Origin of the sequence: Flavonifractor sp. An112, assembly GCF_904377885.1 — a bacterium.
In the GTDB taxonomy this organism is placed as follows: domain Bacteria; phylum Bacillota; class Clostridia; order Oscillospirales; family Oscillospiraceae; genus Flavonifractor; species Flavonifractor avicola.
The window spans coordinates 1-12,904 of record NZ_CAJFGT010000072.1; the positions used below are offsets into that span (position 1 = coordinate 1).

General features: G+C 58.8%; 10 protein-coding genes. 1 reads left to right on the forward strand and 9 read right to left on the reverse strand.

The features are described from left to right. The 9 genes from IHN22_RS10380 to IHN22_RS10420 all read right to left on the reverse strand — a co-directional run. Positions 1 to 339 (reverse strand): GTP-binding protein (locus IHN22_RS10380; protein WP_191435185.1); only part of this gene is annotated, 339 nt, incomplete at its 3' end. Between the two features lie 125 nt (positions 340 to 464). Beyond that, complete coding sequence (gene fusA / locus IHN22_RS10385) at positions 465 to 2,570, reverse strand: elongation factor G (protein ID WP_191435187.1); 2,106 nt, start codon at positions 2,568 to 2,570, stop codon at positions 465 to 467. An 11-nt stretch (positions 2,571 to 2,581) separates the two neighbouring features. Beyond that, the gene (gene rpsG / locus IHN22_RS10390) at positions 2,582 to 3,052 is read right to left on the reverse strand and encodes a 30S ribosomal protein S7 (RefSeq protein ID WP_191435189.1); all 471 of its coding nucleotides are present in this window, start codon (positions 3,050 to 3,052) and stop codon (positions 2,582 to 2,584) included. Between the two features lie 215 nt (positions 3,053 to 3,267). Next, positions 3,268 to 3,690 carry a 30S ribosomal protein S12 gene (rpsL, locus tag IHN22_RS10395; RefSeq protein WP_087187743.1) on the reverse strand — a complete coding sequence of 141 codons (423 nt, stop codon included), beginning with the start codon at positions 3,688 to 3,690 and terminating at the stop codon, positions 3,268 to 3,270. A 75-nt stretch (positions 3,691 to 3,765) separates the two neighbouring features. Continuing rightward, positions 3,766 to 4,008, reverse strand: coding sequence for a ribosomal L7Ae/L30e/S12e/Gadd45 family protein (locus tag IHN22_RS10400; RefSeq protein ID WP_191435191.1), 243 nt, complete (start codon positions 4,006 to 4,008; stop codon positions 3,766 to 3,768). Between the two features lie 227 nt (positions 4,009 to 4,235). After that, positions 4,236 to 5,624, reverse strand: a complete 1,389-nt coding sequence (locus IHN22_RS10405; RefSeq protein WP_191435193.1) for a YfcC family protein — start codon at positions 5,622 to 5,624, stop codon at positions 4,236 to 4,238. 50 nt (positions 5,625 to 5,674) lie between these two features. After that, complete coding sequence (locus IHN22_RS10410; RefSeq protein WP_087187740.1) at positions 5,675 to 6,898, reverse strand: M20 metallopeptidase family protein; 1,224 nt, start codon at positions 6,896 to 6,898, stop codon at positions 5,675 to 5,677. A gap of 39 nt (positions 6,899 to 6,937) precedes the next feature. Continuing rightward, positions 6,938 to 8,431, reverse strand: a complete 1,494-nt coding sequence (locus IHN22_RS10415; protein WP_300986387.1) for an amidohydrolase — start codon at positions 8,429 to 8,431, stop codon at positions 6,938 to 6,940. A gap of 313 nt (positions 8,432 to 8,744) precedes the next feature. Further along, positions 8,745 to 10,088 carry a sigma-54 interaction domain-containing protein gene (locus IHN22_RS10420; protein ID WP_191435197.1) on the reverse strand — a complete coding sequence of 448 codons (1,344 nt, stop codon included), beginning with the start codon at positions 10,086 to 10,088 and terminating at the stop codon, positions 8,745 to 8,747. A gap of 338 nt (positions 10,089 to 10,426) precedes the next feature. Here IHN22_RS10420 and rpoB point away from each other — a divergent pair. Beyond that, positions 10,427 to 12,904, forward strand: a 2,478-nt coding sequence (rpoB, locus tag IHN22_RS10425; protein WP_191435199.1) for a DNA-directed RNA polymerase subunit beta, incomplete at its 3' end; no start/stop codon positions are given.

Sequence of the window (12,904 nt, forward strand, 5' to 3'; positions counted from 1 at the left end):
CATGGGGCCGTCGGTGGCGGCGATAACCAGGATAGCGCCGTCCATCTGAGCAGCGCCGGTGATCATGTTCTTGATATAGTCGGCGTGGCCCGGGCAGTCAACGTGGGCATAGTGACGCTTGTCGGTCTCGTACTCCACGTGGGCAGTGTTGATGGTGATGCCGCGCTCGCGCTCCTCGGGAGCCTTATCGATGCTGGAGTAGTCCTCGTACTGGGCCTGACCCTTCAGAGCCAGATACTTGGTGATAGCAGCGGTCAGAGTGGTCTTGCCGTGGTCAACGTGGCCGATGGTGCCAATGTTGACATGGGGCTTGGTACGCTCAAATTTAGCCTTAGCCATTTTAAGTGTCCTCCTTAATTACTCAAGTTGGGATAGAGTCATTTCCACATAAATGCGAAAATATTGTATAGCATTGCAGAATAAAAAGCAATACTTTTGTTGCGGGAATTGCCTCGGAACGAAAATTAGTCGTCCTTGCGGCCCCGCTCGGCAATGATCTTCTCGGCAATGCTCTTGGGAATCTCCACATAGCTGTGGGGCTCCATGGAGTACTGGCCGCGGCCCTGAGTGGAGGAACGCAGGTCAGTGGCGTAGCCGAACATACTGGCCAGAGGCACCAGAGCGTCCACCTGAGTGGCGCCGGGACGGCTCTCCTGGCCCTGGATCATGCCGCGGCGGCTGGTCAGGTCGCCGATAACGTTGCCCAGATACTCGTCGGGCACGATGACGGAGACCTTCATCACGGGCTCCAGCAGGACCGGGTTGGCCTTGCGCATGGCCTCCTTGAAGGCCATGGAGCCGGCGATCTTAAACGCCATTTCAGAGGAGTCGACCTCGTGGTAAGAACCGAAGGTCAGGTGGACCTTCACGTCCACAACAGGATAGCCGGCCAAGATACCCGCCTGCATGGCGCCCTGGATACCGGCGTCGACCGCGGGGATATACTCCTTGGGGATGACGCCGCCGGTGATCTCGTTGAGGAACTCATAGCCCTTGCCGGGCTCGTTGGGCTCGATGGTGATGCGGACGTGACCGTACTGGCCCTTACCGCCGGACTGACGGGCATACTTGGTGTCCTGCTCGACAGACTTCTTGATGGTCTCCTTGTAGGCGACCTGGGGAGCGCCAACGTTGGCCTCCACCTTGAACTCGCGGAGCAGACGGTCCACGATGATCTCCAAGTGGAGCTCGCCCATGCCGGCGATGATGGTCTGACCGGTCTCCTCGTCGGTGTAGGTCTTGAAGGTGGGGTCCTCTTCAGCCAGCTTCACCAGCGCCAGGCCCATCTTCTCCTGACCAGCCTTGGTCTTGGGCTCGATGGCCACGCGGATCACGGGATCGGGGAACTCCATGGACTCCAGAATGATAGGAGCCTTCTCATCGCACAGGGTGTCGCCGGTGGTGGTGTTCTTCAGGCCCACGGCGGCGGCGATATCGCCGGAGAAAACCTCCTCGATGTCCTCACGGTGGTTGGCGTGCATCTGCAGGATGCGGCCCATACGCTCCTTCTGGTTCTTAGTGCTGTTGAGCACGGAAGAGCCGGTGGTGAGCTTACCGGAGTACACACGGAAGAAGGACAGACGGCCCACATAGGGGTCGGTCATGATCTTAAACGCCAGAGCGGAGAAGGGGGCGTTGTCGTCGGCGGGACGCTCGTCCTCTTCGTCGGTCTCGGGGTTGGTGCCCTTGATGGCGGGGATGTCCAGAGGAGAGGGCATGAAGTCCACGATGGCATCCAGCAGCTTCTGCACGCCCTTGTTGCGGTAAGAGGTACCGCAGGTCACGGGAACCAGCAGGTTCTCGATGGTACCCTTACGCAGAGCGCGGCGCAGCATATCCTCGGGGATGGGCTTCTCCTCCAGAGCCAGCTCCATGATCTCGTCATCGATGTCGGCGCAGGCGTCCACCAGCTTGGTGCGGTACTCCTGGGCCAGCTCCATCATGTCGGCGGGGATCTCCTCCACGCGCATATCCTTGCCCAGCTCATCGTAGTAGATGTCGGCGTCCATCTCCACCAGGTCGATGATGCCCTTGAAGGTATCCTCGGAGCCAATGGGGAGCTGGATGGGCACGGCGTTACACTTCAGGCGGTCGTGGATCATGCGGAGCACGTTGTAGAAGTCAGCGCCCATGATGTCCATCTTGTTGACGTAGATCATGCGGGGAACCTTGTAGTGGTCGGCCTGACGCCACACGGTCTCGGACTGAGGCTCAACGCCGCCCTTGGCGCACATGACGGTCACGGAACCGTCCAGCACGCGCAGGGAGCGCTCCACCTCTACGGTGAAGTCCACGTGGCCCGGGGTGTCGATGATGTTGATACGGGTCTGGGGGAACTGGTTCTTAGACCCCTTCCAGTAACAGGTGGTAGCAGCGGAAGTGATGGTGATGCCGCGCTCCTGCTCCTGAGCCATCCAGTCCATGGTGGCGGTACCATCATGGGTCTCACCGATCTTGTAGTTAACACCGGTGTAGTAGAGGATGCGCTCGGTGGTAGTGGTCTTACCGGCATCGATGTGAGCCATGATGCCGATATTTCTGGTATTCTCTAAGGTAACTTTCCTAGGCATACTCTAACTCCTTACCAGCGATAGTGAGCGAACGCCTTGTTGGACTCGGCCATCTTGTGGGTGTCCTCACGCTTCTTGACTGCGGAGCCAAGGTTGTTGGAGGCATCCATGATCTCGCCGGCCAGGCGCTCCTTCATGGTCTTCTCGCTGCGGCTGCGGGAGTAGTTGGTGAGCCACCGCAGACCCAGGGTCTGACGGCGCTCGGGCCGAACCTCAATGGGCACCTGGTAGGTGGCGCCGCCCACGCGGCGGGCCTTGACCTCCAGGGACGGCATGATGTTCTCCAGAGCGGTGGTGAACACGTCCAGGGGATCCTTATCGGTCTTCTCCTTGATGATATCGAAAGCTCCGTAGACCACCTTCTGGGCCACGCCCTTCTTACCGTCCAGCATGATGCTGTTGACCAGCTTGGTCACCAGGACGGAATTGTAGATAGGATCGGGCAGAACCTCCCGCTTGGGTACGTTTCCTCTTCTGGGCACTTTGCTTCCCTCCTTCATAGTATGATTTCATAGGTACTCGAAGGCGTTTCAAACGCCCCCGTGTAAGACAAGTGCCTGCTTGTCCAGTGCCTCACAGGAAAACGCCCCTATTGTATAGGAAGCGCCTCTGCAAGGACAACTGCCTTGCGCGATTGCGCGTTAGTTCATTTCATGTTACTGCAAGCTTGCAGCGTGGTTGGAAGTAATCGTTATAATTACTTCTTGCCGGCCTTGGGCCGCTTGGCGCCGTACTTGGAACGGCCCTGCATACGGTTGGCAACGCCCTGAGCATCCAGAGTGCCGCGGATGATGTGGTAACGAACACCGGGCAGGTCCTTAACACGGCCGCCGCGGATCATGACCACGGAGTGCTCCTGCAGGTTGTGGCCAACACCGGGAATATAAGCGGTCACTTCGTAGCCGTTGGTCAGACGCACACGGGCGATCTTACGGAGAGCGGAGTTAGGCTTCTTCGGGGTGGAGGTACGGACAGCGGTGCACACACCTCTCTTCTGGGGAGAAGGCAGGTCGGTCTCGCGGTTCTTCAGGGTGTTCAGGCCCTTCTGCATAGCAGGAGAATTGGACTTGTAGGTCACGGCCTCGCGTCCCTTGCGAACGAGCTGGTTAAACGTAGGCATGGTTTTCCTCCTTTCTTTGTTTCTGAGAAATATATTTTAACGGAATAATCAAAAATTATACCGTTAAAACCAAAATCAGTGCAGCAGCGCGGCTACGGCGCTGCCCACGGCGATGCCGCAGACGGAACCCAGTTCCTTCATCTGCGCCACCTTTTCCACCGGCACGCCCTTTTCGGCGCACAGCGCCTCCACCGGGCCGGTGAGCGCCGGATCGGCGTCCTGGGCGAGAAAAACACGGGCGGCCCGCCCATCGTCGATGGCACGGCGGGTCTGCTTGACCCCCACCACCTTGGCGCCCTGCTTGAGTTGGGTGAGCATCGGTAAGCCTCCCGTTCCTTGAAATCACGGAGATTGGCGGTCGTTTTACCGTCTTTTCCCCATCGGCAGGCACACCTGCGCAATTCCGGATTATATCATACCCCAAAATGTAAGTCAATCAGAAAATCACTGGATTTTCCAACAGTTTCGGGGCGTTTCCCGTCGGAATGCCGAGGGGCGGCGTACCAGCCGGTACGCCGCCCCTTTTCCGGACGTCTCAGGAAAACTCAGAAGGGCCCGTAGCCGATCTGATTTGCAACCACCACCAGGATAAAGCCGGCGGCGATCAGACAGGCATAGATCTTCCAGGCAAACTTGAACCAGTGGCCGTAATCCATGCCGCACAGGGAGAGCTGAAGCAGAGAGGCGGTAGGCCAGAAAGTGTTGGTGAATCCATCACCGTACTGGTAAGCCAGTACCATCACCTGCTGGTTGATACCCAGCACCTGACCCAGGGGCTGGAGAATAGGCATCATGACCACAGCCTTGCCGCTGCCGGAGGAGACAAAGAAGTTAAAGAGGGTGACAAAGGCGTAGATGATGAGCAGGGTGATGACGGGACTCTTGCCCTCCAGCAGGCCGGAGACACCATGGATAATCGTGTCGGTGATGTTGCCCTCCGTGAGCAGGACAGACACGGCCCGGCTGAAGCCGATGACCATGGTGGGAGCAATGACGCCGGCCATGCCCTTGCCGAACTCGGTGCAGGCCTCGGTCAGATCTATGCGGGACAGGATGATACCCAGGATGGTGACCGGGAAATAGCAGGCAGTAATCTCAGGCAGGCCCCACATCCACAGGAGAGAACCCACTACGGAGAACACAATGGTGGCCAGAAAGGCCAGGATAATGACAATCCGGCCCTTGGTAAACTTCAGGCCCGCTTCAAACTCCATAGGGGCAGTCTGCTCCTGGAGGTAGTTCTCGCCCATAATGCTGTTTTTGGGGTCCTTCTTGATCTTGATGCAGTAGCGGACCAGGAAGAACAGAGCAATGACGAAAAAGACCGCCAGGCCCACTGCCCGGAACGCAATGCCGGAGTACATGGGCAGTCCCACCAGGGTCTGGGCTACGCCGGTGGTGTAGGGGTTGACCATGCCGCAGGTAAAGCCTACAGCGGTGGAGAGCAGGATGATGGCGGTACCCACCATCTTGTCATAGCCCAAAGTGATAAACAGCGAGATAATGATCGGATAGAAAGGATAGAGGGCGTCCAGATAACCGATGACACCCAGGGCGGTAAACAGGGTAAAGAAGATGATCACCATGACCAGTCCGCCCCGGCCGCTGATCCGGATCAGGGACTGAATACCGGCGGAAAAGGCGCCGGTCTTATTGATGATCTGGATACAGCCGCTGATGAGCAGTACGGCTCCAATGATGCTGGCGCTCTCCACAAAGCCCTGGTGGAGGGCAGTGAAGAACTGCAAAAAGCCCACCGGGGTCTGTTCCACAAAACTGAAGCTGTTGGGGTCCACCGTACCGCTGGCGTCCCGGACGTAGGAACCGGCAGGGACGATGTAAGTCAGCGCGGTGATGATAAGCATCAGGATCAGAATGACGATGTACACATGGGGCATACTGAAGCCCCTCTTCTTATTTAATGTGTTTCCCATAACATATTATCCTCCTCTTGTCTTGCTGTTCTCTCGCAGCACTGCTCCGTTCAACCCTGGGTCTTCTTTTTCAGCCACTCCACGGCGCAGTTGGCCAGGATGGCGGTGCCCAGAGCAAAGGCGCTCTCATCCAGTACCATGTTGGGGTTATGCAGCGGATAGCCGTCAGGAGAGCCCGCCCCCATAAAGGCATAGAATCCGGGCACATGGCGGGTCACATGGCCGAAGTCTTCAGCCCCCTTCATGGGGGGAACCGGCTTTACATTCTCCGCGCCCAGGATCTCGGCGGCAAAGGGAACGATCTCCGCGGAGAAGTTGGGGTCGCACACGGTGCTGGGGGTCTTAAGTACCCGCACCTCATAGGTGCCCCGCCAGGCCTTGATGTAGTGTTCCAGGATCTCAGGAATGCGCTCAATCAGATGGTCGTAGGCCTCCGGGCTGAGGGTGCGGAAGGACACCATGATCTCCGCAGTATCAGGGATGATGTTGGAGGCCCGGCCGCCGTTGAGGGCGCCTACCGTCATGGTAGCAAAGGCCTCCGGGTCCACCTCCCGGGGAATGAGCATATTGAGGGCGGAGCACACCTGAGTGGCAATGTTCACCGGGTCGATGGTCTTTTGGGGCTCGGAGGAGTGGCCGCCCTTGCCCTGGATGCTGACAATAAAGGTGGCCATGGCTCCGGAGGCCACGCCGGGAGAGTAGTTCAGCTTGCCGACTTCCACCTGGGAGCCCACATGGAGGGCCATGGCGGCGTCCACCTTGGGGTTCTCCAGCAGGCCGTCGTCCACCATGGTGCGGGAACCGTAGCCCATCTCCTCACCGGGCTGGAACATCAGCTTCACGGTACCGGGCAGCTGGTCCTCCATATCCTTCAGGATCTGGGCGGCGCCCAGCAGCATGGCGGCATGGGCGTCGTGACCACACATATGGGCGGTGTTGCCCTTGGAAGCAAAGTCCAGGCCGGTGGTCTCCTCCATGGGCAGGCCATCCATATCAGCCCGCAGCAGGATACAGGGGCCGCCCTTACCGATCAGGCCCACCACACCGGTGGATTCAGGCGCGTCGGGATAACCGGCAAACACCATCTTCTCCCGCTCCTCCTGGGTATGGATTCCGCAATCATGATGGGGTATGCCCATCTCGTCCAGCCGTTTTTTCACATACTCCGCCGTTTTGGGGGTATAGACACCCACTTCGGGGATCTGATGCAGACAGCGCCGGTCGGCGATGATCTGCGCCTCGATGGCACGGGCCTTTTCCAGCATCTCGTTCATAGGGAGTTCTCCTTTCTATGGTCCACGCGGAACACCGCGTTACGCCTGATAGACTGTGACACCGTTGAGCACGGTCTCCAGTACCTTCACCTGGGGGAACTGGCTGGGCTGGACCTCAAACAGATCCTGATCCAACACCACCAGGTCGGCCTGCTTGCCCACCTCCAGAGTACCCCGCACCCCCTCGTCCCGGCTGGGCCAGGCGGCATCCGAGGTAAAGAGCCGAATGGCCTGCTCCACGGTGAGAGCCTGCTCGGGCAGATAGGTCTTGGTGCCAGCCCGGTTCTGCCGGGTGATGGCGGCGCGCATATTGTCCAGCACGTTAAAGGGCTCCACCGGGCAGTCGGAACCGCCGCTGACGTGCAGGCCCAGGTCCAGCATGGCCTTCCAGTTGTAGCAGTCTCTGGCGTGCTCCTCCCCCACCCGCTCGGCAATGATGTTCATGTCGGCGTCGATAAAGATGGGCTGGATATAGGCCTGGAGGCCCAGTTCCTTCATCCGCTCCAGCAGGGCGGGGGTGGTGGTCTGGGCGTGGACGATGCCGTGGCGGTGAGCCGTCCAGGGATTGGCCTGCTCCGCTTTCTCCATGGCGTCACACACCTTTTTCAGGGCCAGGTCACCGATAGCATGGACCGCTACGTCCATGTGGATATCGTGAGCCGCCTGGATGCGGCGGCACAGCTCCTCTTCTGTATAGATCGGAATACCGTGGTTGTCCCGGTCATCCACATATCCGTCAATCATCTCGGCAGATTTGGCACCCAAAGAGCCGTCCTGAAGCAGTTTCCGGGGGCCGGTCCGGAAGAGGCTGGTTCGGTCCGCCGGGTCGCTGCGCACGCCCTTGAGCCGTTCAAAATCCTCCGGCTCCACCAGGCACTGCTCATACACCCGCACGGTCAGTTCCCCGTCGGCCTCCATCTCCCGGAAAATACCGATGAGGCGGATGGGGTCCATACCGGCGATAGCCATCAGATCATCAGAGTGGATACAGGTGATGCCGGCGGCATTCAGCTCCTTTTGCCCTTCCCGGATCAGCTGACGCACATAGGCGTCGTCCGCCTGGGGCAGCACGTCCATGTAGAGGCGGGCGGCGTTCTCCCGCAGGATACCGTGCTCAAAATCCACCAGAGCCATCACCTCAGGCTCCACATTTTTCAGGGCACGAATCTTCTCCAGCATCACGGTATTGCAGGCGGCGATATGGATGCAGGTCCGCAGCATACACACCGGGATCTCAGTGGAGATGCGGTCCATGTCCTCTTTCGTCAGCAGCCGTCCCTCTTCCATAGTCTCCTGATTCCAGCCCATGCCGATGAGGTAACCGGGATGCTCCGTCTCAATCCGGGCCTTACAGCGCGCCACCACTTCATCGATGTTTTTAACGCCCAGCAGAGGCACATTCCGGCGGAACATGGCGTAGTGGAGCAGGTGCATATGGGTATCGTTAAAGCCAGGCAGCACACAGGCGCCGTTAAGGTCCTTTTTCTCATCCCATCGCTGGGTCAGCGCCTCCTGATTTGTCCCCAAAAACACAATTTTCCCATCTTGAACACCAATGGCCTCATATCGGCTTATGGTCTGATCCATCGAAAGAATCGTTCCGTTATAGCGAAGGGTTCGCATATCGATCTTCCTTTCTTCCCATTCAGTCTGTTTCCTCTTTCACAAGAAGCAAATTCCGTGCCAACCGGAGGTCAGAGTACAAAAAGACCGCCCTATTTGTCTTTTCATGCAGAAAGAAGGGCTTCTGCTCCTCTTTCCGCCGACAAACGGGGCGGTCCTTGCTGCGCTTTATGGGAAGAGTCTCCCTTATTGCAGGCAAAATTTTTTGCGGATGCAAAATTTTTTACAGGTTATATTTTTGCAGTTTATATTTCAGGTTCTGTCTGGACAGGCCCAGCAGACGGGCAGCCTGCGAGATGGAGGAGGATTGTTCCATAGCCTTGTGCAGCAGCTCCCTTTCATACTGTTCCAGCGCCTTGGTCAGTGAAAAGCCCGGGTCAATATCTCCCTCCCGGCTCTCTTCCGCCAGGGATACCTCCTGATACTCCAGGGCGTCCTCCATGTGGTCCAGCACCAACAGCTCGGAGCGGGCGGAGGCAAAGGCTCCCTCGATGACATTCTGCAGCTCCCGCACATTGCCGGGCCAGCTGTACCGTTCCAGCCGGCGGAGGGCCTGATCACTGATCCCCCGGATGCTGCGCTTCATCTTCCGGTTATACTGGTCGATAAAATAGCGAATGAGCAGCGGAATATCTCCCACTCGCTTCCGCAAGGGAGGCAGCGTAATTCTCACCACACCAAGGCGGTAGTACAGATCCTCCCGCAGCCGGTGTTCCCGGATCAGCTTGGCAGGCTCCTCGTTGACAGCCGCCACGATACGCACATCAAAGGGGATGTCCCGGCTGCCGCCCAGGCGGCGGACCTTCTTCTCCTCCAATACCTTTAATAATTTAGCCTGGAGGCCGATCTCCATGGAGTTGATCTCATCCAGAAACAGCGTGCCTCCGTCGGCCTCCTCCAGCAGACCTTTCCGGGTCAGAGCGCCGGTGTAGCACCCCTTCTCAGTGCCAAAGAACAGGCTCTCCAGCAAATTGGCCGGAATGGCCGCACAGTTCTGGGAGACAAAGGGCCTGCCGGAACGCCGTCCCTCGCTGTGGAGGGACTCTGCCACCAGTTCCTTGCCGGTGCCCGTCTCGCCGTAAATGAGCACGGAGGAATCCAGGGGCGCCACGTCCCGGATGCGTTTCTTCAGGGCCAACATAGCCGGGTCCTGGGTGATGATGCGGTCCAGGGTGGAAATGCCTCCCTCCCCCCGGATAACCCGCTGATCGATGGAGTGGAACTTGGAGGAGTCAATGACGCACGCCACCTGTCCGTCCACCACGATGGGGATGGTGGTGGACTCCAGCAGCACCCGCTCGCCCCGGCGGTTATTGATGTCCTGCAATACATTATAAGAAGGCTTTCCGGTTCTCAGTGCCTGGATGATGGTGCTGCTCTCCTCGTCCAGTTCAGGATACAATTCAAAGATATGCAGCCCCACCGTCTCACCGGAACGCCAGTAGTTGTCCAGAAAAATCCGCTGAAACTCCACTATACCGTCCCGGTTGGCGATGAGCAGTCCATCCGTGTCCTCACACAGGCGGATCACATCCGCGATCTGTTCCGCCACCTCTCTGTCCTGCATCCTGCTCTCCTCCATCCTGCCGCAGACATGAAAAAAATCTGGATTTCTCCAGATTTTCACCAAACAGCCGTTGACTTTTCCTGTGATTTCATGGTATACTAAAACGCTCTTAACTTCCGATTGCGTCAGAACATTCTGCCCCACTGTGTGGTCAGTTTAACACAACAGGGCGGAAAGCGCAAGAGGATATCAGAATATTTTTATCCACGCATCCGGGTGTTCGCATCCGGTAACCTACCGCCCCTTTTGTATGATTTGACGGAAAGCAGCAACCTTCGCCGGAATCGTCCCCCTGTGGCGGCGGTTCCAGACAATGAAATCGAGGTGTTTTTTCTACGATGGTCAAGGACGTCTACTTCGGCAAGACCCTCCGCAAAAGCTTCGCCCGCCATGAAGAGATCCTGGAAATGCCCAACCTGCTGGAGGTGCAGAAGAACTCCTACAAGTGGTTCCTGGAGACAGGCCTGCGTGAAGTCTTTAAGGATGTGGCCTCCATTACCGACTACGCCGGCAATCTGGAGCTCTCCTTCATCGACTACTCCATGGATGAGCCTCCCAAGTACAACGTGGAGGAATGCAAGGCCCGGGACGCCACGTACGCCGCTCCTATCAAGGTCTGGGTGCGCCTGCGCAACAAAGAGACCGACGAGATGAAGGAGCAGGAGATCTTCATGGGAGATTTCCCCCTGATGACCAAGGCCGGTACCTTTGTCATCAACGGCGCCGAGCGCGTCATCGTCTCCCAGATCGTCCGTTCCCCCGGCATCTATTATGCCCGCACCGAGGATAAGACCGGCAACGTGGTGTACGCCACCACCGTCATTCCTTACCGCGGCGCCTGGCTGGAGTATGAGACCGATCTCAGCGACATCTTCTATGTCCGCATCGACAAGAACCGCAAGCTGCCCATCACCTGCCTGATCCGGGCCGTGGGTCCCAAGACCGACTCCGAGATTCTGGAGCTGTTCGGCAACGATCCCCGCATTGTGGCCACCCTGGAGAAGGACGCCTGCAAGACCTATGAGGAGGCCCTGCTGGAGATCTACCGCAAGCTGCGCCCCGGCGAGCCCCCCACGGTGGACTCCGCCGAGAGCCTGCTCAACGCCCTCTTCTTCGACCCCCGCCGGTACGACCTGTCCGCCGTGGGCCGCTACAAGTTCAACAAGAAGCTGGCCATCTGGTCCCGCCTGTCCGGCCAGAAGCTGGCCATGCCCATCGTGGACCCCACCACCGGCGAGATCCTGGCCGAGCCCGGCGTGGTGCTCACCCGTGAGCAGGCCCGGGAGCTGGAGGCCAAGGGCGTCAATGAGGCCGTGCTGGACCTGGAGGGCGGCGTACAGCTGAAGGTGTTCTCCAACAACATGGTGGATATGGCCGGCTTTGTGGACTTTGACCCCGCCCAGTGCGGCGTCACCGAAAAGGTGCGCTTCTCCGTCCTCCAGGAGCTGCTGCAGAACTACTCCGGCGAGGAGCTGCAGGAGGCTGTCAAGGACCGCATCGATGACCTGGTTCCCAAGCACATCATTGTGGACGACATCATGGCGTCCATCAACTACCTGAACTGCCTGGCCCATGGCGTGGGCAACGCCGACGACATTGACCACCTGGGCAACCGTCGTCTGCGCTGCGTGGGCGAGCTGCTGCAGAACCAGTTCCGCATCGGCTTCTCCCGCATGGAGCGCGTCATTCGGGAGCGCATGACCATTCAGGACCTGGACATCGTCACTCCCCAGTCCCTGATCAACATCCGTCCCGTTACCGCCGCGATCAAGGAGTTCTTCGGTTCCTCCCCCCTGAGCCAGTTCATGGACCAGACCAACCCTCTGGCCGAGCTGACCCACAAGCGCCGTATGTCCGCTCTGGGCCCCGGCGGTCTGTCCCGTGACCGTGCCTCCTTCGATGTGCGAGACGTTCACTACTCCCACTACGGCCGTCTGTGCCCCATTGAGACACCCGAAGGTCCCAACATCGGTCTGATCTCCTATCTGGCCTCCTATGCCCGTATCAACCGCTACGGCTTCATCGAGGCTCCCTACCGCAAGGTGGATAAGGCCACCGGCAAGGTCACCGACCAGGTGGAGTATATGACCGCCGATATGGAGGACGAGTTCACCATCGCCCAGGCCACCGAGCCTCTGGACGAGAACGGCTGTCTGAAGAACGCCCGTATCACCTGCCGTCACCGCAACGAGATCATCGATGTGGACCGGGATCAGGTGGACTACATGGACGTGTCCCCCAAGATGATGTTCTCCATCGCTACCGCCATGATCCCCTTCCTGGAGAACGACGACGCCAACCGTGCTCTGATGGGCGCCAATATGCAGCGTCAGGCCGTGCCTCTGCTGACCACCCAGGCCCCCATCGTGGCCACCGGTCAGGAGCACAAGAACTGCATCGACTCCGAGGTCGCCATTCTGGCCGAGGAGGACGGCGTGGTCGCCAAGGTGTCTGCTCAGTACGTCACCGTCCGCTATGACAGCGGCCGGGTGGAGGAGTACAAGCTGACCAAGTACCTGCGCTCCAACCACGGCACCTGCATCAACCAGCGTCCCATTGTCAACGCCGGCCAGCGGGTGGAGAAGGGCGAGGTTATCGTGGACGGCCCCTCCACCTCCAACGGCGAGATCGCCCTGGGTAAGAACATTCTCATGGGCTTTATGACCTGGGAAGGTTACAACTACGAGGACGCCATCCTGCTCAACGAGCGGATGGTGAAGGAGGACGTGTTCACCTCCATCCACATCGAGGAGTACGAGACCGAGTCCCGCGACACCAAGCTGGGCCCCGAGGAGATCACCCGGGACATCCCCAAC

Coding starts and splice junctions, on each gene's coding strand:
- fusA (WP_191435187.1), bottom strand. CDS start 2,570: ATGCCTAGGAAAGTTACCTTAGAGAATACCAGAAATATCGGCATCATG.
- rpsL (WP_087187743.1), bottom strand. CDS start 3,690: ATGCCTACGTTTAACCAGCTCGTTCGCAAGGGACGCGAGGCCGTGACC.
- IHN22_RS10400 (WP_191435191.1), bottom strand. CDS start 4,008: ATGCTCACCCAACTCAAGCAGGGCGCCAAGGTGGTGGGGGTCAAGCAG.
- IHN22_RS10405 (WP_191435193.1), bottom strand. CDS start 5,624: ATGGGAAACACATTAAATAAGAAGAGGGGCTTCAGTATGCCCCATGTG.
- IHN22_RS10410 (WP_087187740.1), bottom strand. CDS start 6,898: ATGAACGAGATGCTGGAAAAGGCCCGTGCCATCGAGGCGCAGATCATC.
- IHN22_RS10420 (WP_191435197.1), bottom strand. CDS start 10,088: ATGCAGGACAGAGAGGTGGCGGAACAGATCGCGGATGTGATCCGCCTG.